Origin of the sequence: Jannaschia marina (genome assembly GCF_013404595.1) — a bacterium.
In the GTDB taxonomy this organism is placed as follows: domain Bacteria; phylum Pseudomonadota; class Alphaproteobacteria; order Rhodobacterales; family Rhodobacteraceae; genus Jannaschia; species Jannaschia marina.
The window spans coordinates 63,410-82,869 of sequence record NZ_JABVAX010000002.1 but is presented as its reverse complement, the minus strand read 5'-3'; the positions used below and the strand labels follow the sequence as shown (position 1 = coordinate 82,869).

Below are 19,460 nucleotides of genomic sequence, written 5' to 3'. Positions count from 1 at the left end.
TAGAGGGGTCTCGCCGCGGCCAGCGGCCGGTCGTGAGGTGAGAGGGGATCAGGCACTGCGCCCCCGCAGGTCGATGGCCTGCCCCGAACGGGCGGATTCCTCGGCCGCCTCGCCCACGAGAACAGACCAGTAGCCGTCGGAGAGACTGACCTCCGGCGTGCCCCGCCCCGTGCGAACGAGATCGAGGAAGCGTTGATGCTGATAGAAGGTCGAGCCGTGGTGGTCGCCCGCGACCAGGAGTTCCTCGGGCGTGTGCACGACTTCCCGCAGCTCCTGCTTGAGGGCCCGCAGCGACGTGACGACCTCGGCCTCGCGCGGCTTGCCGTCGGGGGCGAAGCGGGCGGGGCCAGGGATGAAGGCCTCGACCCGCGCGTTCGGACCGGTGACGGCAATGCTCTCCTGCCAGTAGGAGCCCTCGGCGAACATGCACAGGTCCAGCATCCCCCGCGTCCCGTTTGCGAAATCGACCACGACATAGGCGTTGTCGACGATGTCGGGGATCCCGCCGGCGTAGCGCTCGTCCCGGTGGTTCACGTCTACGCCGGCGCTGGCGTAGACGCGGACCGGGTCGGCCTTGAGCAGAAGGCGCATGAGGTCCCAGAAGTGGCAACATTTTTCGACGAGCGTGCCGCCGGTGCGGGCGTTGAAACGGTTCCAGTCGTCCACCTTCTGCAGGAAGGGGAAGCGATGTTCGCGGATCGACACCATGCGCGGCGCGCCCACCGCCCCCTGCTCCAGCATCTCGATCATCCGTTGCACAGGCGGCATGTAACGATATTCCATCGCCACCCAGACCGGCGCGACACGGCCCTTGGCCTGGCTCAGCAGGTCGCGGCAGGCGGCGGTGGTGGTCGCCAGAGGTTTCTCGACGAGGATCGGCTTGTCGGTCGCCAGCAGGCGCTGGACGAGCGGGGCGTGCACGTCGTTCGGTGCGGCGATCAGGTAGACGTCGCAGAGGTCGGACGTGATGAGCGCCTCGGGGTCCGCGAAGCCCTCTGCCTCGGCGACGGCCGCGGCCGCGCCGCGCATGGTCTCGTCCGGGTCGGCCACGGCGGCGACCTGCGCACCTTCGAGGAGGGCGATATTGCGGATGTGCTCCTGCCCCATCATGCCAGCACCGATCAGCCCGTAGCGGATCATGCGCCCAGCTCCAGCACCGGGATGCCGAGGCCGGCGGCCACGCCTCTCAATGCGTCCGCATGGTCGCCATAGGCCAGCGCCATGTGATGTTCGAGCCCGCTGGCCATGACATCGGCGCAGACGGCATCGGCCGGACGGTCGAAGCGAACGACGCCGCTTGTCCCCGTGTAGGCCATCGGCGCATCCACCACCGCGCCAGTGGCGATGACGACCTGCGGCGCGCCGTAGGCCTGGCTCAGGCGAAAGAGCGTCACGCGACCGGCCTTCAGCGGAAATTCGAGAAGGAGCGCCTGCTTGCGGTTGGTGTGAACGGTGGCATCGGGGGCCTTGGCCGCCATGGACGCCGGTGCCTGCCCGCAGTGCCAGACGACGCCGGTGTCCCCGTCCATATCGACGAGGTCCGCGAGGAAAACCGGCGCGTCGGCCACGTCCTGCAGGATGGTCTGCGTGACAGCGCCGTAGACGTCCGCCTCGCAGGCACAGGGCGTGCGCGCCTCGCCTAGCATCGAGACAGGACCGCAGACCGCGCCGCCGTATTCGGTGAACGTCTCGGGCCAGCAGCGGATCGCCATGGCGTCGAAGTGGTACTCGGACTGCAGCTGGTCGAGCGCCCCGGCCAGCCGCAGGGAGCGGTCGAGCTCGCCTTTGTCGAGCGTGTCGAGCCCGCCGAGGTCGGCGGCCTTCGCGGCATAGGGCTCGACCGCCGCCTCCGGCAGGGCGCGCGCGCGATCGAAGAGGTCTGGCAGGTCCAGCTCCGTCACCTCCGCTCCCGTTAGGGCGGCGAGATCGGTCTTGTCGTAGGCGCAGGTCGCGAAGCCGTCGGGATGCGCCCCGATGCGCCCGATCTTCAGGTCGCGGTTGATGGCGACCGGAGCCGCATCGGCAGGGGTGCCACGCTTCGGGATATTCTCCGGCCCGGTCAGAAGCGCATCGAGGTCGACGTCGTCTCCGTAAGCCCAGGCGAACCGCCGGTCGTTGAGGCCGAGCGCGTGGGACAGCAGGTTCAGCCCGCAGAAGGCATTGAGCCGCAAGCGCCCGCCCGCACGCGGCTCCGGCACGGCCCAGATCGCCACACGGCCGGAATGGGCGACGGCGGCGCGGGTGGCGAAGGCGGCGTCGGTGAAGGTGACCTGCAGGATGAGCAGGACGTCGGTGTCCCGCGTCGCCTCGAGCGCCGCCTCGTCCGCCTCCATCAGCAGGTGGCGTGGCCCGGTGACTTCGTGCCGGCTGGCATCGAGCGCCGACAGCATCGCGGCCAGCTTCTCCTCGGCGAAAGCCACGTCGAAGGTGGGCCGCCCGAGCGGCAGGATCCCGATCCTCATCGGATATCTCCGTAGCCCTGACGGAAGCCGGCGGTCGGGTCGATGAAGTCGAGACCCGTCCCGCCATAGCAGGCGTGGGCGTGCCAGGGCGTGGCCTTCGCATCGGTCAGCGCGTTCAGATCGGCCATGTAGGGCACGGAGTCGCGCGCGAGGCCCGCCTGCATCGCGTCCCAGTCGGGGTAGCTCTGAAAGGCGTCGAGCCAGATCGCCCGCCCGGCCAAGTAACCCGAGGCTCCGGCGGCGTAGGCATATTCGAGCACCGTCTTGAAGTCGGGCTTGCCCGCCCCCGCCGACAGCATCACCCAGGGCCGCGCCGCGAGCCTGCCCATATCGTCGAAGAGCGCCTGCACCTGTGCGTCGCCGCCGGTGATACCCTTGGCCGGCACCGGGCTTTCCAGCTTGAAGACGTCGACGCCGTAGTCGGCCCCTGCAAAGGCCTCGACCGATTGCAGGACATGATCGGCGTGTTTCGTGGCCATCTCAGTGTATTCGCTGGTCTGCTCGGCGTCGCTTTCGACCGGATGCACCAGGAGCTCGAACAGGAACGGGATGTCGAAGCGGGCGCAGGCCTCCCCGGTGCGCTTCACGAAATCATGCTGCGCGGCGCGCACCTCGTCCGAGATGTCGGGGCGATACCAGGCCAGCACCTTCACCGCGTCGCTGCCCATCCGCTTGATCTTGCCCACGGACCAATCGTCGATCTCCGCCGAGAACCGCCCCTGCCCGGTGTCACGGAAAAGGCTGTCCTCCAGCGTAACGATCAGGCCCTTCCGAGGGTCGAACACATGCCAGCCATGGGGGATGGCGTAATGCGGGTCCATCAGCATCGCGGTGGAAGAGGATTGCAAGGCGCGCAGGAGTTCCGTCTTGACCCGCGCCACGTCCTCCCAATGGGGGCCGCCGCGATGGGCCTCGACGGCCGACTTGATCGGTGGGCGCTGGTCCACGGCGGTCATCTTGAAGCGACCCGCGGCGTCGGACATGCGGCGGAAGCCCAGTTGCTTGCCGGGGGTGAGTTGGATCGTCATGGATTTTCCAGTTCGGTGTGTGTCGGATAGTGGTTCCAGCCGCCCGCCCGCGTGCATTTGAGCGCGGCGGCACGGTTGGCGAAATCGGAGGCGGCGCGGCGATTGTCGCCCCGCCCGAGGGCAAGCGCGAAGGCCCCGTGCCAGAGGTCGCCCGCGCCCAGCGTGTCGACGGGCGTGACGCGCGGGGCGGGCACATGCAGCCCGTCGCCCCAGAACACGCCCTGCGGCCCGTCGGTCACGGCGACGTGGTTCGGCAGGCGCGTGGCGGCATCGGCCAGCGCGCGGGGGAGCGCGTCGACCCCGGTGAAATCGCGCAGGCCGGGGGCCGAGAAAACGGTGTGGGTGGCTAGCGCGGCGAGCGGTTCGGGGGTGTACTTCTCACCGTCCAGAACCGATGGGAGCCCCCGGTCGACGGCGGCTCGGAGCACGGCCTCGGCGGCGTCAGGCCAGCGGCAGTCGGAAAGGACGACATCGGCCTGCGGCACCTCGGGCGGCGTCTCGGGCAGATCGGCACCCGGGAAGTTCACGATCATCCGCTCGCCCGCCCGGTCGATCAGGATCGAGGACAGCGGCGTGCGCCCGCCGCGGGCCAGCTCGGTGGCGATACCCCGGGCGGCGAACATCGCCGCCAGTTCGTCGCCGGTCGCATCCGTGCCCAGCCGCGCCATCAGCGTCACATTCGCCCCCAGCCGGGCCGCGCCGACGGCGGCGTTCGCGGCACAGCCCCCGCCGATCCGCTCGAAGGCGGTGCTGCGGTGCTTGCCCTCGGTGGTGGGCAGGGCCTCGACCCGGTGGACGTAGTCCATCACCGCGATCCCGCAGACCAGAAGCCGGGTCATCGCTCCACCTCCAAGCCGGAGGGCACGCTATCGGGGATACCCAGCCGGCCGTATTTGCTCTGGCCCCCCTCCAGCGCGGACATGAAGGCCACGAGGTCGGCGATGTCCCCGTCGCTCAGGCCCACAGGCGCGATGTCCAACTTGGACGCAACCCGCGCCATTTCGGCCCGGTCGTCGTGGATCACGAAGTCGATCGCGGCGAGCCAGGGCGTCTCCGGCAGGCGCGCCATCTCGGGCCGCCAATCTGCTAACCCCTGCACCGGGTCCGCGTGGTGGCGGATGATGCCGGCGAGCGTCGGATAGGCCCCGTTGTGCCCGTAGGGCGCGGTCAGCGTCACGTTGCGCAGGAAAGGCGTGCGGAAGCGGTAGGCATCGTCCAGATCGTCGGTCTCGGCCATGCGGCCCACGTCGCGGGGGATCGGATCCCATCGCCGGGTGCGCCCGGGCCCGAAGGGCGGCAGCGCGATGGCATGAAAGTCGTGATCGGTGAAGAGAGGGCCTGAATGGCAGGAGGCGCAGTCGCCCTTGCCGAAGAAGAGCGCGCGCCCCCGTTCCTGCGCCGGCGTCAGGGCCCCCTCGCCGGCCAGCCAAAGGTCGTAGGGCGCATCGAGCGACCGCCACTCGGAGTTCATGAAATCGGCCAGCGCGATGGCGATATGTTCGATGCGGACGTCCTCGGGGCTCTCCAGACCGAAGGCCTCTGTCAGCGCCTCCCCATAGGCCGGGATCGTGCGCACCCGCTTGGCGAGGATCGGCCAGCCGAGGTCGATGCGGTCGCTGACCGCGCCGATCACCTCGTTCTCGCCGACGTTGCCCGCCATCTCGAATTGCGCGGTGAGCGGGAAGAGCGCCTGCACCGTCAGGAGGTTCGGCAGCCCCTGCGGCAGCCACTCCTCCGCCGGGCTGTCGTAGCCGGTGCCATAGACCGCCGTCTCCGACACGCGACCGTCGTGGAAGAAGGTCGTGAACTCGGTCGCGCCCACGTTCCAGAGGCCCGGCGCGTTGCGCGGCACCCGCTTGACGATGCCGCCTTCGGCCACCCTGCGCTTCGGCCCGATCCCTTGACCGCCTTCCCCGATCCCGAGCGAAAGACCGTCCGCCGAGAAGGTATCGTGATGGTGGCAGGTCGCGCAGGAGATGTTGCGGTTCCCCGACAGGATCGGATCGTAGAACAGAAGTTGCCCCACGCGCGCCCGACCCTCGTCGAAGGGATGGAAGGCAACCCCTTCCGACTTGGCAGCCCCCGCGCCGAGCGCCAATGTCAGCCCGAGGAGAAACCGATGAAATACCTTGCCATGATGCTGTGCCTCGCGACGCCAGCGCTGGCCGACCTGGAGGAGGCGCGCGATCTGATGGACGCGGGTCGCTTCGAGGAGGCGCGCGACGCGCTCTGGCCCGCGGCCCGGTCGGGCAACGCCGAAGCCGAGGAGCTGATCGGGGTCATGTATGCGCTCGGGCTCGGCGTCGGGCGGGACGAGATCCGCGCTTTCGAGTGGTATCTGCGCGCGGCCATGAAGGGTCACCCGGGTGCGCAGTCCGGCGTCGGCTGGTACTACGAGGTCGGCCTCGGGATGCCGGCATCGGACCTTGTCCGCGCGTACATGTGGTACGCGCTCTCGGCCATCGGCGGCGATCCGGACGCGGCGATCAGTCAGGAAGAGGTCGTCAAGAAGATGACGCCGGAGGAGATCGCCAAGGCGCACGAGCTTGTCGATGACTACAAGGTCTGGATGTATCCGTTCCGCTAGCCGGGTTAAGCGGGCTTTCACCTTTGCGCGGTAGGCAGGCCGCCATGCCCGCAAGGCCGAGGCCGCCAGATGTCGATCCTGCCCGAGTTCGCCCGCGCGAAACAGCCACATACACCCGAGGAGATCTTCGCGCTGTGCGATCTCGACCTGCGGGACCATATCCTGACCGTGATGTCCGATTCCTTCGGCGTCCCGCGGGAGGAGGTGCCGGAGGAATCGGTCGCCATGTCCTACAACAGGGTTCGCGTCAGCTTCCTCGATCCCGACAGCGACGATTGCCGTGCTCACTACAGATTCGTAGCGGACGCGATGGTCGCGCGCGGGACGACCTTCGAGGCGTTTTCGACCGATCATCAGCGTCTCCAGACCCTGATGCTGAGCTCGCTCCTGGAGCGAACGCAGAGATACCTCGGCCTCGGCGCGGAGGGCGCGGGCAACTTCCTCGCGGCGATGAACCGCGCTCTGATGGGCATGTTCCGGGCCTTCGACGACATCGAGCGGGAACGCAGCCTGCGCGAACGCGCGGGCCTCGAGCGGCAACTGCAGCAATCACTCGGGGCCGTCGTGCGGGGCGCGCAGGCCGGCGACCTCTCCGGCCGTGTCGACAGCGCGCTGGACGATCCGCGGCTGGCGGCCATCGGGGTGGACCTCAACGCGCTGATGGAAACGCTGCACACCGGGATCGGGGCCGCGATGCGCGCGCTCGACGGCCTCGCGCGCGGGCAACTGTCCGCCCGGATGGAGGGGACTTTCGAAGGCGACTTCCGCCTGTTGCAGGACAACATCCGGCAGTCCATCGACGCGACCTCGGGTGTTCTGTCCCGGATCAAGACCGTCGCGGCCGAGATCACACGCGCGTCGGACGTACTCGACCGGCAAGCCGGGGCGCTGCGCGACCGTTCCCTGGCCGAACAGACCCACATCGACGTGTTCACGGAGGGGGCTACGGGTCTGCGCGACGCGCTGACGGCCAACAGGGACGCGGCCGATACGGCGCGGACCGCCCTCGACGGTATCGCCGAAGCGGCGGGCGACGCGGGCACGGGAATGCTCGACGTGACCGAAACGATGGGACGGATCGCCGACGGCAGCGCCGACGTCCAGCGGTTGACGGACCTCATCGACACCTTCGCGCACCAGACCCATCTGCTGTCGCTCAATGCCGCGGTCGAGGCCGCGCGCGCCGGCGAGGCGGGGCGCGGCTTCGCCGTGGTCGCGACGGAGGTACGCTCGCTCGCGACCCGCGTGACGCAGGGGGCGGAGGAGATCCGCCGGGTCGTCGCGCGGAACGCAGAACGGGTCGCCGACGGGCGTGAAAGTACGGCGGCCACCCAGCGGATGCTTGACGAGCTGCAAGACAGTCTCGCCGGAATCCGCACTGTCTTCGACCAGATCATCGACGGCAATGCCGTGCAGTCGGAGCGGTTCGGCGCTGTTGAAACGACCATGGCTGCGATGTCTCACTCGATGACGCGCAATGTCGAAGCGGCGGAGGCGGGCGTGTCGCTGGCGCGTGATCTCACCACGGCGACGCAGAGCCTCACGGACTTGCTGAAGGGTTTCGATCTCGGTCGCCCGGCGGATGCGCCGGGGAAACCGATGACGACGTCGCGCCCGGGCGACGGGCGCGCCGCCTGACCGGCGGGGCCCGGCGGCCCCGCCCTCGCGTCAGTTGAGCTCGGCGTCGCGCCGGGCCCCCACCGTCTCTTCGGCCTCGGCGATGGCGGCGCGGAAGTTCGCCAGCATCTCCTCTCCGCCGTCGACGTTCGAGGCGAACCAGTCGTAGACCGGCGCGGCCGCCTCCTGGAAGGCCTGCTTCTGCTCAGGCGTGGGCACGTAGAGGTCGCCGCCGCCGGCCACGAATTCCTCATAGGCCTGGATCGACTTGCGCTTCGGGCTGGCGAAGGTCGCCTGCTGCAGCGCGCTGAAGCCGTCGACGATGACGCGCTTCATGTCGTCGTCCATCTCCTGGAACTTCTGATTGTTCATCACCCAGATGGCGGCCATGTAGGCATGCCCGTCGAGCGTGACGTACTGCAGACCCGCGTCGGGGAACTTCATGCCCATGATGTCGGTGATGCCGTTCTTCGAGCCTTCGACCACGCCCGTCTGGAACGAGGTGAAGAGCTCCGGCCACGGGATCGGCGTGGGCGAAGCGCCAAGCGCACGCACCAGCTCCTGCGGCAGGTCGGCCACGACCGTGCGGATCTTGAGGCCCTCGAGGTCGGGCGGCACCTCCACCCGGCGCTGGGTGTTGGCGAAGTTGCGCCAGCCGCCGGTGTTGCCGACGGTCATGATCCGGATTGCGTCGCCCGAGTCCTCGAGCGCCTTGGCGCGCAACTGCGGAACAAGGTCGGTGGCCGTCAGAACCTCTTCCGCGATACGGTCGTCGGCCATCAGGTAGGGCAGGTCGAAGATCTGCACGTAGGGAAAGATGCCGGCGGCCCCGCCCGAAGTGGTGACGAAGACGTCGATCGAGCCGTCGGCCACGCCTTGCAGACACTCCGCCCCGTTCGAGCACAGCTGCGTCCCGATGAAGAGTTCCACCGTGATCGCGCCGTTCGAGGCGTTCTCGACGTAGTTCTTGAAGACGACGAGCCCGTCGTAGTCCTCGTCGTTCTCGTTCGAGTTGGCTGTGGCGCGAATGGTGATCTCCTGCGCGGCGGCAGGCAGGGCGACGAGAGCGGCGAGCGCCCCGGCCTTCAGGATATTCGTCAGTTTCATGTGGTCTCTCTCCCTTATTGGACCGGTTCTTACAGGAAGCCGAAGAAGCGCGGCACGGCGAGCGAAATCGCCGGCACGTAAGTGATCAGCCCGATCACGAAGATCTCCACGGCAAGGAACGGCAAGATGGCGCGTGCGATGGTCTCGACCCGCTCACCCGATACCGAGGAGGCGACGAAGAGGACAAGTCCCATCGGCGGCGTGGCAAGGCCGACGGTCAGGTTGACCGACATGATGATGGCAAAGTGTACCGGATCGACGCCGAGCGAGGTGAAGATCGGGCCGAGGATGGGCCCGAGGATGATGATCGCCGGTCCTGCGTCGAGAAACATGCCGACGATGAAGAGCAGCAGGTTTATGAGCAGCAGGAGCAGCAGGGGGTTCTCACTGAGCGACAGGATGAAGGCGGCCAGCGCCTCGGGCGCATGGCTGAGCGCCACGACCGTCTTGAAGGCAAGCGCCGCCCCCACGAGGAGGAGAACGACCGAGGAGATCAGCGCGGCCTTGCCCAGCACATCGGGCAGGTCGCGCCAGGTCATCTCCTTCAGGATGAAGAGCGAGACCACGGCGGCATAGGCCACGGCCACGGCGGAGGCCTCGGTCGGGGTGAAGATGCCCCCGAGGATGCCGCCGAGGATGATGACCGGCGTCAGGAGCGGGAAGAACGCCTTGAGCGAAGCCTGCCCTTTCTCGCCCCAGCTTGCCCGCGGCTTGAGCGCAGGCATGGTCTCGGGCGTGCGGCGCGCGATCATGTTGGTCACGACCATGAGCCCCGTGCCCACGAGGATGCCCGGCACGATCCCCGCAAGGAAGAGCGCGGCGACCGATTGCTCCATGACGTAAGCGTAGATGATCATGATGCCCGAGGGCGGGATGATCGGCCCGATCACCGAGGAGGCGGCTGTGACGGCGGCGGCGAAGCGGCGGGTATAGCCCTCCTTCTCCATCGCCGGGATGAGCATCGAGCCGAGCGCGGAGGTGTCGGCGACCGCAGAGCCGGAAAGGCCGGCGAAGAGCATGGACGACAGGATGTTGACCTGCGCGAGGCCCGCCCGGAAATGCCCCACCATCGCCTGTGCGAACTCGACGAGGCGCAGCGTGATGCCGCCCCGGTTCATCATCTCGCCGGCGAGCATGAAGAAGGGGATCGCCATCAGCGGAAAACTGTCCATCCCGTTGTATGTGTTCCGGTAGAGCAGGACGAGATCCCTCTCCTGTCCGTTCGCCCAGAGCAGCACGCCGGGGGCCGCGAGCAGCGCGAAGAAGACCGGCAGGCCGATCATCAGGAGCACGAGGAAGAGCGGCAGGAACCAGACCAGCATCACTCGGCTCCCACGGTCGCCGACTCGGGGATCGGATCGAGCGCGTCTCCACGGCCGAGGAGGACGACGATCTGCCGCCCGATCAGCTCGACCATCACGGCGATCATCATGCAGACGCCGACGAGGAGCGACGCCATCATCCAGCTGCGCGGCATCTTCTCCCATCCGTCGCCGGTCGGATAGTAGAGCGCGGAGGTCTTAAACTTGCCCGAGAAGCCCGTGACCTCGGACCAGCCGATCTGCGCCGCGACGACGAGGACGAGGAGCGAGATCGCCATGAGGAACAGGTTGAGCGAAGCCCCGACGGCGCGGGGCAGGACGAGCTGCACCATGTCGATCGCCACGAAACCGCCGCGGCGCAGCGCCGTCGGCGCGACGATCATCAGCCAGAGCATCAGGAACCGCGCCGCCTCCTCGGGCCAGGGCAGCGGATTCGATAGGACGTAGCGCCAGAAGACCTGGATCAGGATGAAGACGACCATGAGCGCCATGAAGCCCACGCCGAGCCAGCGCCCGAGCGCAAGTACGGCGGCATTCGCTGCCCCCAGGTACCGCAGGATCGCAAGCACTGGCGTCATTCTTCCTCCCTGCGCACCCCGAAAGGCGCGCTACTTTCGATTTCGGCGTAATCGAAAGTACCTGTCAACAGCAGACATCACCCACCGGCCGGAATCAACTCCACCTCGTGCCGCGCGCAAAGCGCGCGCACCCATGCCGAAGACACGTCCTCGGTGACAAGCGTGTGAATGTCGCCCAGATGTCCGAGCCGGACCGGCGCGCTCCGGCCGAACTTGCCCGCGTCGAGGGCGAGGATGACGTGCCGTGCGTGAGCCATCATCGCCCGACAGACCTGCACCTCGGCAAGATCGAAGTCGAGCAAGGTGCCATCTTCCGACAGGGCGGCCGCCCCGATGAGCGCGAAATCGACGCGGAACTGACGGATGTAGTCGACGGCCTCCGCACCGAGGATCGCGCCGTCGCTGCGCCGCACGGCCCCGCCCGGGACGATGACCTCCACCCCCGCGAAACCGCGCATGTCGGCAGCCAGATCGACGTTGTCGGTGATCACGCGCAATTGCCGGTGGCCAGCCAGGGCGCGTGCGACCTGCGCCGTGGTCGTCCCCGCGTTGAGGAAGACCGCACAAGTCTGCGGCACCCGCGCCGCCACCGCGCGGCCGATGGCGCGCTTGGCGGGCGCGGCCGTGGTCGCACGCTGCGCCGGAGCCGTGTATTCCACACCGCCCACCACTGTCGCGCCCCCGTGGAAGCGCACCACATGGTGGAGCGCCTCAAGCGCCTGCAGATCCTTGCGGATGGTCTGCGGCGTGGTGGCGAAATCGGTCGCGAGATCCTCGACCCGCACGCGCTGACGCGCCTCGATGAGCGCGAGGATCTTCTGCTGTCGCCGCGTGAGCACCTTTGCTCCTCCCGCGGCGAGAAGAAACGAAAGAAACGAAAGTGACAAGAAAAAAGGCTCTTCGCGGGAAGAGCCTTTCCGACGTCTTCGCTGAAGACGTCCCGGTGCCTCTTCGATCCTTCAGCGAAGGATCGCGGAAGGGCTTTCAACGAAAGCCCTTCACCGGATGCGCTGCTCCGTGTTCGCGTCGAAGAGCATGATCCGCTCAGGCTCGATCGAAACGGTCACGCGATCGCCCTCGTTGGAGCGGATGTCACCCCGCTCCTCGACGATGATCTTCTCGCCCGTGTCCGCGGTCAGGTAGGCGTAGGACACCCCCCCGAGCGCCTCGGTCAGATCGACACCCAGCACGTCACCCGAAGCCACGGTCAAATGCTCGGGCCGCATCCCGACGATCACGTCCGTCCCGTCCGACGGCAGCGTCACCTGCGGTGACACGCTGGTCTTCAGACCCGGCACCTCGACCGCGCCGTCCTTCACCGTGCCGTTGAGGAAGTTCATCGAGGGTGAGCCGATAAAGCCCGCGACGAAGCGGTTGTCGGGGTCGCGATAGAGCTCCAGCGGCGCGCCGACCTGCTCGATCCGGCCGGCGCGCAGCACGACGATCTTGTCGGCCATGGTCATCGCCTCGACCTGATCGTGGGTGACGTAGATCATCGTCGCGCCGATCTCCTTGTGGAGCCGGGCGATCTCCACCCGCATCTCCACCCGCAGTTCCGCGTCGAGGTTCGAGAGCGGCTCGTCGAAAAGGAAGACCTCAGGCCCCCGCACGATGGCGCGGCCGATGGCGACGCGCTGTCGCTGACCGCCCGAGAGCGCGGCGGGCTTGCGCTTGAGATATTCGTCGAGCTTCAGAATCCGGCTCGCCATGGAGACCTTCTCGTCGATCTCCGCCTTCGGATGGCCGTTCATCTTGAGGCCGAACCCCATGTTCTCGGAGACCGTCATGTGCGGATAGAGCGCGTAGGTCTGGAAGACCATCGCCACGCCACGCTGGGAGGGGTCGTCGCGCGTCACGTCGCGCGCGCCGATCTCGATCTTGCCCTCGGTCGTCTCCTCGAGGCCCGCGATCATGCGCAGAAGCGTGGACTTGCCGCAGCCCGATGGGCCGACGAAGACGCAGAATTCGCCCTCCTCGATCGTCAGGTCGACGCCATGCATGACCTGCACGTCGCCGTAGCGTTTGACGACCTCCGTAAGCTCGACACCTGCCATGTGGATTATACCTCCCGTTGGTCCGGGAAGCGCCAGTCGCGCATGTCCCCGGCGATTCGTTCGACCGCCTGCCGCAGATGCGGCAGATGGCGTTTCATGTCCTCCAGCGTGCCGCGATCGGTCGAGGAGGTAACGGAGACGGCCCCGAGAACCTGCCCGTTGGCAGACAGGATCGGGACAGCGATACAATGGATGCCGGGTTCGTGTTCCTCCCGGTCGAAGGCATGGCCCGCGGTGCGGATCGCGGCAAGCTCCGCGCGCATCGCGTCGGGCGTCGTCAGCGTGGTGTCGGTGAACCGGTGCCAGCTCTGCTGCGCGAGAACGGCATCGAGCGTCGGCTCGGGCAGCCAGGCGAGCATGGCCTTGCCGACGCCCGTGCAATAGGCGGGCCCGACCTTGCCCGCATCGGAATACATCGGCAGCGGGCGCGCCGGATTGCGCTTGTCGACATAGAGCACCTGCCCGCCGTCGAGCTGCGCGAGGTGCACGGTCTCGCCGGCAAGCATGCTCAGCGAATCGAGGTGGGGGCGGGCGATCGGCGCGATGCTCGACTGCGCCCAGGCGGCATGGGCCATCCGCACGAGGCGCATCCCCGGCGCATAGGTGCCGCGTTCGGGATCGTAGCGCAGCATCCCCTGCGAGGTCAGCGTCTGCACGAGACGATAGAGCGTAGCCTTCGGAAAGGGCGAGGTTTCCAGCAGTTCGGAGAAGCGCACCGGGCGTGCGAAAGCGGCGACCCGATCGAGCACTTCGAGCGCCTTGCCGACGGTTCCGTCCGCCCCATCTCTCCCGCTGTCCCGCTGGACGTTCAAATGAGCCTCCCGCCTCATATGCTGTTGACAGCCTAGACAGATGGTCGCAGTGTTTTCAATATAAGAAACTCGGTTTCATTATTTGAAACCATGCGGACGCAATTCGGGAGGAATTCATGCGATCCATTCTCACGGCTCTTGCCGCATCCACCATCATGTCCGGAGCGGCCTTCGCCGATGGTCACGCGCTGTCGGGCGATCTGCGGATCATCTCCGACATGTCGAACCCGGCCCCGCGCGCCGTGATGGAAGGCCTTGCCGCGCAGTTCGGCGAGATGCACCCGGACCTCAACATCGAGCTCGAGATCGTCGACCGCGACGGCTGGAAATCGCAGATCCGCAACGCGCTGTCGTCGAACCCGCCCGATATCGTGAACTGGTACGCCGCCAACCGGATGACCCCCTACGTCAATGCCGGTCTCTTCGAGGACGTGTCGGATGTCTGGGAAGAGATCGAGGGCCTCGACTCCGTGAAGGGTGCCCTGACCATCGACGACAAGCAGTGGGGCGTGCCCTATACCTACTACAACTGGGGCATTTATTACCGCGAGGACATCTTCAACGAGCTGGGCCTCGAGGAGCCGGAAACCTTCGAGCAGGAGATCGCCAACTGTCAGGCGATCCTCGATTCGGGTCGCAAGTGCTATGCCATCGGCACCAAGTTCCTTTGGACCGCGGGTGGCTGGTTCGACTACATCAACATGCGGACCAACGGCTTCGACTTCCACATGGAGCTCGCCCGCGGCGAGGTCGAGTGGACCGACGAGCGCGTACGCGAGGCCTTCGCCAACTGGCGCAAGCTGATCGACATGGGTGCCTTCATCGACGACCACCAGAACTACTCCTGGCAGGAGGCGCTGCCCTTCGTCGTGAACGGCGACGCAACGGCCTATCTGATCGGCAACTTCGCAGTGGCGCCGATGCGCGAGGCTGGGCTGACGGACGAGCAGATCGACTTCTACCAGTTCCCGACCATCGCGGACGTGCCACAGGGCGAGGACGCGCCGATCGACACGTTCCACATCGCGTCGGGCGCGCAGAACAAGGAAGCCGCGCGCGAGTTCCTGAAGTTCGTCACCTCGGCCGAGGTCCAGACCGACATCAACGGCGGCGACAAGCTGGGCCAGCTGCCCGTCAACGCGGCCTCCTCGGTCGATGACGACGAGTTCCTGAACCAGGGCTTCGAGATGCTGACGACGAACGCAACGGGCGGCATCGCACAATTCTTCGACCGGGACTTCCCGGCCGAGATGGCTGCCGCCGGCATGGAAGGCCTGCAGGAGTTCATGGTGTTCCCTGACAACCTCGAGGACATCCTGGCCCGCCTCGAGCAGACCCGTCAGCGCGTCTACGCCGAGTAGACCGACCTTCGGACCCTGCCCCACCCGGGCGGGGTCCACACCATTCGCTTCGACATATCCGCAAGGCCCCGCCTTTCGCATGTGCCGCAGAATTCGGCTTCGCCCCGCGCGGCCAGAGACCAGGAGGTTCGCATGACCAACGCCCCCGCAGTCCCCACGACCCACGCGGCGCAGCCGGACCGGCGGAGTTGGTACAAACGCAACGAGATCGCGATCACGCCCTGGCTCTTCCTGCTGCCGGGAATCCTGTTCTTCGCGGCCTATGTCGTCATCCCGATCTTCCAGTCCTTCCAGGTCAGCTTCTACCGCTGGGACGGCCTCGGCGATCTGACCGAACAGGGTCAGTTCATCGGGCTCGGCAACTACCAGGAGCTGGCGACCGACCGGAACTTCGAGATCAGCCTCGTCAACAACATCAAGTGGCTGCTGCTCTATCTGCTGGCCATTCCGCTCGGTCTCTTCATCGCGCTCTTCCTCAACCAGACGGTGACGGGGATCCGGCTCTACAAGTCGCTCTTCTTCTTCCCCTTCGTCATCAGCCAGGTCGTCGTCGGCCTCGTGTTTTCCTGGTTCTACCTGCCGTCGGAGGGCCTTCTGAACGCGGTGATCGGGCTCGTGGGGCTCGGACCCGTCAACATCCTGGGCGATCCGGATATGGCGACCTACGGCATCATCGCCGCCGGGCTCTGGCCGCAGACGGCCTATTGCATGATCCTCTATCTCACCGGCCTCAACGCCGTGGACCCGGAGCAGATCGAGGCGGCGCGGCTCGACGGGGCGAAGAAGTGGAAGATGCTGTGGTACATCATCATCCCGCAGCTCAAGCCCGCGACCTTCATCGCCTTCGTCGTCACCATCATCGGTGCGCTGCGGTCCTTCGACCTCATCTCGATCATGACGAACGGCGGGCCCTTCGGCTCGACCCGGGTGCTGTCGTTCTACATGTACGAAAAGGCCCTCGCCGAGTTCGGCTTCCGCATGGGCTACGGCGCGGCCATCGCGGTTGTCCTTTTCGTCATCATGCTCTTCTTCATCGCCTACTTCCTCTACTCGATGTGGCGCGACGAGCGGGGGGCGCGGTGATGACGCGCGCCGACGTCGACAAAATCTGCGCGGCCCTTCCGGAGGCCACGCCCACCGGGCCGGGCGAACTCGACAGCTGGAAGGTCGGCGGCAAGATGTTCGCCTGCATGGCCGGTGGCGACGCGGGGGGCAGCGAAGACGGTGTCTCCGTGAAGTGCCCCGACGTCGAGACCGCCGCGATGCTCATCGACGCGGGGGCCGCGCGGAAGGCCCGGTACTTCCACCGCTCGTGGGTCCGCCTGCCCTACGAGACGACCGACGCCGAGGAAGCCGACCACCGCATCCGCGTCAGCTACGACATCATCCGGGCGAGCCTGCCCGCCGCCACCCGTCGCGATCTGGAGGCCTGAGACATGTTTCCCACCCCCATCGAGAAATCCTCCCGCGCGTGGCAGATCGGCTACCAGACGCTTTTGCCCGTCGCGCTCATCGCCTGGCTCCTGCCGCTGATCGCGGTCATGATCTTCTCGATCAAGCCTGACAGCGACTTCACCAACGGCAACTACTGGGGCATCCCCGGTTCGTTCGAGATGTTCAACAACTACGGCAAGGTCTTCTTCGAAAGCGACATGCCGCGGTACCTGCTCAACTCGCTCCTCATCACAGTCCCCACGGTGATCGGAACGGTGGCGCTCTCGTGCATGACGGGCTTCGCGCTCGGGGTCTACAAGTTCCGCGGCAACCTGCTGATCTTCTTCATGTTCATCGCGGGCAATTTCGTGCCCTTCCAGATCCTGATGGTGCCCGTGCGCGACCTGACGCTCGATCTGAACCTCTATGACACCAAGCGAGGGCTGATCCTCTTCCATATCGCCTTCCAGACCGGCTTCTGCACGCTCTTCATGCGCAACTTCATCCGCGCCCTGCCCTTCCCGCTGATCGAGGCGGCGCGGGTCGAGGGCGTGAGCGAATGGCGCATCTTCTTGTATGTCGTCATCCCGCTGATGAAGCCGGCCATCGCCGCCCTCGCGGTGCTGATCTTCACCTTCATCTGGAACGACTACTTCTGGGCCATCGTCCTGACTCAGGGACCGGACTCGCAGCCGGTGACCGCGGGCATCACGCAGTTCAATTCCGAGTACCGGGCCGCCTATCATCTGATGAGCGCGGGTTCGATCGTCGCGGCCCTGCCGCCGGTCGCCATGTTCTTCCTGATGCAGAAACACTTCATCGCGGGCCTCACGCTGGGCGCCGTAAAGTAAGCAACCACACACCGACACGAGACACCTCATGTCTGACGCAACTCCCGCCGACGCGACCATCGCGTCGGCCCTCCCCGTTGGGGCGACCGGCGAACGCCTCGATGCCCCGATCAAGACCTGGCGTATCGACGACCACGATGGCGCGAACGGCCCGCGGCAGACGATGGTGCTCGCCGCGCGCGGCCACTGCCTGCCCCAGGTCGTCTACTGGGGCGCACCGCTGCCGGCGGACGAAGACCTCGAGACGCTCGCCCGCGCCCACGCCATCGACGTCACCGGCGGCATGCTCGACGCGAACCCCGACCTCAGCCTCTGCCCCGAGGCGTCGCGCTCCTTCCCCGGGCAGCCGGGCCTCATCCTGCGCGACACCGACGGCTCGCCGCTTCTGCCGAAGTTCGCCTTCCTGCGCGACGACAGCGCCGACGGCGACCTCGACCTCGTCTATTCCGACGAGGCGAACGGCCTGACGCTGACCTTCCGCTTCCAGCGCGACATCGAGACCCGGATCATCACCGCCAAGACGATCCTCGAAGCCACGCGGCCCGTTCACCTGCATTGGCTCGCCGGCCCGGTCCTGCCCGCGCCGCAGCAGTCGGAGGAGATGATCGACGTCTCGGGTCGCTGGTGCGGCGAGTTCCAGCTCAACCGAACCGCGTGGTCACCCGGCATCCGCTATCGCGAGAACCGGACCGGGCGCACGGGGCACGAGCATTTCCCGGGTCTCCTGATCCCCTGCATCGGCGCGACGAACACGCAGGGCGAAGCCTATGGGTTCCACTACGGCTGGTCGGGCGGGCACCGCATGATCGCCGAGGAGCTGCCCGATGGCCGTCGCCAGATCCAGTGGGGCCATGCCGCGCGGATGGAGACGAACGCCGACACCCGCTTCGAGAGCGCGAGCCTCTACGTCACCTATTCGCAGACCGGCCTGAACGGCTGCGCCGCCAGTTTCCAGCGCCACCTGCGCGACCGGATCGTCACCTGGACCAAACCGGGCGTGCCGCGGCCCGTGCACTACAACTGCTGGGAGGCGGTCTACTTCGACCACAAGCTACCCGTCCTGAAGGACATCGCCAGCCGCGCCGCGAAACTCGGGGCGGAGCGGTTCGTGCTCGACGACGGCTGGTTCGGCAACCGCGACGACGACACCCGCTCGCTCTCGGACTGGGAGGTCGACCCGCGCAAGTATCCCGACGGCCTCGGGCCATTGATCGACCATGTCCATGCAGAGGGGATGACCTTCGGCATCTGGTTCGAGCCCGAGATGATAAACCCCGACAGCGACATCCACCGGGCCCACCCCGACTGGGCCCTCGGGGCCGAGGATCAGACCCTCGGCCGGCAGCAGAAGGCCATGAACATGGCCCTGCCCGAGGTGCGGGATTTCATCTACGACCGCATGGCCGCGATCCTATCGCGGCACGAGATCGACTACGTCAAATGGGACCACAACCGCGTCCTGCCGATGCCCGACGCCGACCAGACCCGCGGCTCCTACGCGCTGATCGACCGGCTGCGCACCGATTTTCCAAACGTCGAGATCGAGAGCTGCGCCTCGGGCGGCGGGCGCATCGACTTCGGCATCATGAAGCGGACGCAGCGCGTCTGGCTGTCGGATTCGAACGACGCGCTCGAGCGGCTGCGGATCCAGCACGACGCGGCACTCTTCCTGCCGCTCGCCGTCGCAGGCAGTCACGTCGGGCCGAGGCGCTGCCACACGTCGGGGCGGATGTTCGACATCAGCTTCCGCGCCTGGGTCGCCGCGCAGCGCCACATGGGCTTCGAGATGGACCCGCGCGAGTTGAACGCGCACGAGGCCGCCGTCCTGTCGGAGGTGACGTCGTGGTGGAAGCGCAACCGCGACTGGATGCAGCACGCCGACATCCTGCGCCTCGACGCGAGCGATCCGGCGATCATGGCCGAACAACAGATGCCGCGTGACGGGCACCGCTTCGTCGTCTTCGCCGGGAAGGGGGCCACCTCCGCCCAGATCGCGCCCAGACCGCTGCGCCTCACGTCTCTCGACCCCGCGGCCCGCTACCGCGTCGAACTCATCAACCGTAACAACGCTCCCGCTCTCTCGCGTGGCCATCCGATTCTGAAGGAGGGGCCGATCGAGGTCTCGGGGACATGGCTGATGCACCACGGTCTGACCCTGCCCTGGCACTTCCCGGATACGATGTGGGTGATCGAGGGCCATCGGCTCTGACGGCCGCCGCACCGAAACCCCGAATTTCGAAGGGACAA

The 19,460-nt window shown here is 67.0% G+C and carries 18 protein-coding genes; 7 read left to right on the top strand and 11 right to left on the bottom strand.

Annotated elements, in window-relative coordinates; genetic code table 11:
• Positions 1-48: 48 nt before the first annotated feature.
• Genes HSX43_RS04085 through HSX43_RS04065 form a run of 5 tightly spaced genes read right to left on the bottom strand, consistent with a single transcriptional unit; the run spans position 49 to position 5,516 of the window.
• Complete coding sequence (locus HSX43_RS04085; RefSeq protein ID WP_179378831.1) at positions 49-1,140, bottom strand: Gfo/Idh/MocA family protein; 1,092 nt, start codon at positions 1,138-1,140, stop codon at positions 49-51.
• The gene (locus HSX43_RS04080) at positions 1,137-2,462 is read right to left on the bottom strand and encodes an L-fucose/L-arabinose isomerase family protein (RefSeq protein ID WP_179378830.1); all 1,326 of its coding nucleotides are present in this window, start codon (positions 2,460-2,462) and stop codon (positions 1,137-1,139) included. The genes HSX43_RS04085 and HSX43_RS04080 overlap by 4 nt, the downstream gene beginning before the upstream one ends.
• On the bottom strand, positions 2,459-3,490 hold the full coding sequence (locus tag HSX43_RS04075) for a tagatose 1,6-diphosphate aldolase (RefSeq protein WP_179378829.1): 1,032 nt from the start codon (positions 3,488-3,490) through the stop codon (positions 2,459-2,461). The genes HSX43_RS04080 and HSX43_RS04075 overlap by 4 nt, the downstream gene beginning before the upstream one ends.
• Positions 3,487-4,329 carry a PfkB family carbohydrate kinase gene (locus HSX43_RS04070; RefSeq protein WP_179378828.1) on the bottom strand — a complete coding sequence of 281 codons (843 nt, stop codon included), beginning with the start codon at positions 4,327-4,329 and terminating at the stop codon, positions 3,487-3,489. Before HSX43_RS04070 ends, HSX43_RS04075 begins: the two co-directional genes overlap by 4 nt.
• Positions 4,326-5,516, bottom strand: coding sequence for a cytochrome-c peroxidase (locus HSX43_RS04065; protein WP_328795030.1), 1,191 nt, complete (start codon positions 5,514-5,516; stop codon positions 4,326-4,328). Before HSX43_RS04065 ends, HSX43_RS04070 begins: the two co-directional genes overlap by 4 nt.
• Positions 5,517-5,609: 93 nt before the next feature.
• Between HSX43_RS04065 and HSX43_RS04060 the strand changes: the two genes are divergently transcribed.
• Both HSX43_RS04060 and HSX43_RS04055 read left to right on the top strand, forming a co-directional pair.
• Complete coding sequence (locus HSX43_RS04060; protein WP_179378827.1) at positions 5,610-6,077, top strand: tetratricopeptide repeat protein; 468 nt, start codon at positions 5,610-5,612, stop codon at positions 6,075-6,077.
• A gap of 69 nt (positions 6,078-6,146) precedes the next feature.
• The gene (locus HSX43_RS04055; protein WP_179378826.1) at positions 6,147-7,715 is read left to right on the top strand and encodes a methyl-accepting chemotaxis protein; all 1,569 of its coding nucleotides are present in this window, start codon (positions 6,147-6,149) and stop codon (positions 7,713-7,715) included.
• 30 nt (positions 7,716-7,745) lie between these two features.
• Here HSX43_RS04055 and HSX43_RS04050 read toward each other — a convergent pair whose 3' ends face one another.
• From HSX43_RS04050 to HSX43_RS04025, 6 genes are all read right to left on the bottom strand, one after another.
• Positions 7,746-8,801 carry a TRAP transporter substrate-binding protein gene (locus HSX43_RS04050; protein ID WP_179378825.1) on the bottom strand — a complete coding sequence of 352 codons (1,056 nt, stop codon included), beginning with the start codon at positions 8,799-8,801 and terminating at the stop codon, positions 7,746-7,748.
• Positions 8,802-8,830: 29 nt separating this feature from the next.
• On the bottom strand, positions 8,831-10,123 hold the full coding sequence (locus HSX43_RS04045; protein WP_179378824.1) for a TRAP transporter large permease: 1,293 nt from the start codon (positions 10,121-10,123) through the stop codon (positions 8,831-8,833).
• Positions 10,123-10,701, bottom strand: a complete 579-nt coding sequence (locus tag HSX43_RS04040) for a TRAP transporter small permease (protein ID WP_179378823.1) — start codon at positions 10,699-10,701, stop codon at positions 10,123-10,125. The genes HSX43_RS04045 and HSX43_RS04040 overlap by 1 nt, the downstream gene beginning before the upstream one ends.
• A 77-nt stretch (positions 10,702-10,778) precedes the next feature.
• Positions 10,779-11,540 carry a DeoR/GlpR family DNA-binding transcription regulator gene (locus HSX43_RS04035; protein WP_179378822.1) on the bottom strand — a complete coding sequence of 254 codons (762 nt, stop codon included), beginning with the start codon at positions 11,538-11,540 and terminating at the stop codon, positions 10,779-10,781.
• A gap of 159 nt (positions 11,541-11,699) precedes the next feature.
• A complete protein-coding gene (locus HSX43_RS04030) occupies positions 11,700-12,755 on the bottom strand; it encodes an ABC transporter ATP-binding protein (protein WP_179378821.1) in 1,056 nt (351 codons plus the stop codon).
• 5 nt (positions 12,756-12,760) lie between these two features.
• Positions 12,761-13,585: an IclR family transcriptional regulator gene (locus HSX43_RS04025; protein WP_179378820.1), complete on the bottom strand. Its 825-nt coding sequence runs from the start codon at positions 13,583-13,585 to the stop codon at positions 12,761-12,763.
• A gap of 98 nt (positions 13,586-13,683) precedes the next feature.
• Between HSX43_RS04025 and HSX43_RS04020 the strand changes: the two genes are divergently transcribed.
• The 5 genes from HSX43_RS04020 to HSX43_RS04000 all read left to right on the top strand — a co-directional run bounded on the left by HSX43_RS04020 (position 13,684) and on the right by HSX43_RS04000 (position 19,422).
• Positions 13,684-14,928 carry an ABC transporter substrate-binding protein gene (locus HSX43_RS04020; RefSeq protein WP_179378819.1) on the top strand — a complete coding sequence of 415 codons (1,245 nt, stop codon included), beginning with the start codon at positions 13,684-13,686 and terminating at the stop codon, positions 14,926-14,928.
• A 132-nt stretch (positions 14,929-15,060) separates the two neighbouring features.
• On the top strand, positions 15,061-16,011 hold the full coding sequence (locus HSX43_RS04015) for a carbohydrate ABC transporter permease (RefSeq protein ID WP_179378818.1): 951 nt from the start codon (positions 15,061-15,063) through the stop codon (positions 16,009-16,011).
• Positions 16,011-16,361, top strand: a complete 351-nt coding sequence (locus HSX43_RS04010) for an MmcQ/YjbR family DNA-binding protein (RefSeq protein ID WP_179378817.1) — start codon at positions 16,011-16,013, stop codon at positions 16,359-16,361. Before HSX43_RS04015 ends, HSX43_RS04010 begins: the two co-directional genes overlap by 1 nt.
• A gap of 3 nt (positions 16,362-16,364) precedes the next feature.
• A complete protein-coding gene (locus tag HSX43_RS04005; RefSeq protein ID WP_179378816.1) occupies positions 16,365-17,213 on the top strand; it encodes a carbohydrate ABC transporter permease in 849 nt (282 codons plus the stop codon).
• A 163-nt stretch (positions 17,214-17,376) separates the two neighbouring features.
• Entirely contained in the window at positions 17,377-19,422 is a 2,046-nt protein-coding gene (locus HSX43_RS04000) for an alpha-galactosidase (RefSeq protein WP_179379263.1), read from the top strand.
• The last annotated feature ends 38 nt before the right edge of the window (positions 19,423-19,460 follow it).

What these genes read in the sequence shown, in the direction of transcription:
- HSX43_RS04085 (WP_179378831.1), bottom strand. Translation starts at nt 1,140, where the DNA reads ATGATCCGCTACGGGCTGATCGGTGCTGGCATGATGGGGCAGGAGCAC.
- HSX43_RS04080 (WP_179378830.1), bottom strand. Translation starts at nt 2,462, where the DNA reads ATGAGGATCGGGATCCTGCCGCTCGGGCGGCCCACCTTCGACGTGGCT.
- HSX43_RS04075 (WP_179378829.1), bottom strand. Translation starts at nt 3,490, where the DNA reads ATGACGATCCAACTCACCCCCGGCAAGCAACTGGGCTTCCGCCGCATG.
- HSX43_RS04070 (WP_179378828.1), bottom strand. Translation starts at nt 4,329, where the DNA reads ATGACCCGGCTTCTGGTCTGCGGGATCGCGGTGATGGACTACGTCCAC.
- HSX43_RS04060 (WP_179378827.1), top strand. Translation starts at nt 5,610, where the DNA reads ATGAAATACCTTGCCATGATGCTGTGCCTCGCGACGCCAGCGCTGGCC.
- HSX43_RS04055 (WP_179378826.1), top strand. Translation starts at nt 6,147, where the DNA reads ATGTCGATCCTGCCCGAGTTCGCCCGCGCGAAACAGCCACATACACCC.
- HSX43_RS04050 (WP_179378825.1), bottom strand. Translation starts at nt 8,801, where the DNA reads ATGAAACTGACGAATATCCTGAAGGCCGGGGCGCTCGCCGCTCTCGTC.
- HSX43_RS04045 (WP_179378824.1), bottom strand. Translation starts at nt 10,123, where the DNA reads ATGCTGGTCTGGTTCCTGCCGCTCTTCCTCGTGCTCCTGATGATCGGC.
- HSX43_RS04040 (WP_179378823.1), bottom strand. Translation starts at nt 10,701, where the DNA reads ATGACGCCAGTGCTTGCGATCCTGCGGTACCTGGGGGCAGCGAATGCC.
- HSX43_RS04030 (WP_179378821.1), bottom strand. Translation starts at nt 12,755, where the DNA reads ATGGCAGGTGTCGAGCTTACGGAGGTCGTCAAACGCTACGGCGACGTG.
- HSX43_RS04025 (WP_179378820.1), bottom strand. Translation starts at nt 13,585, where the DNA reads ATGAGGCGGGAGGCTCATTTGAACGTCCAGCGGGACAGCGGGAGAGAT.
- HSX43_RS04020 (WP_179378819.1), top strand. Translation starts at nt 13,684, where the DNA reads ATGCGATCCATTCTCACGGCTCTTGCCGCATCCACCATCATGTCCGGA.
- HSX43_RS04015 (WP_179378818.1), top strand. Translation starts at nt 15,061, where the DNA reads ATGACCAACGCCCCCGCAGTCCCCACGACCCACGCGGCGCAGCCGGAC.
- HSX43_RS04010 (WP_179378817.1), top strand. Translation starts at nt 16,011, where the DNA reads ATGACGCGCGCCGACGTCGACAAAATCTGCGCGGCCCTTCCGGAGGCC.
- HSX43_RS04005 (WP_179378816.1), top strand. Translation starts at nt 16,365, where the DNA reads ATGTTTCCCACCCCCATCGAGAAATCCTCCCGCGCGTGGCAGATCGGC.
- HSX43_RS04000 (WP_179379263.1), top strand. Translation starts at nt 17,377, where the DNA reads ATGGTGCTCGCCGCGCGCGGCCACTGCCTGCCCCAGGTCGTCTACTGG.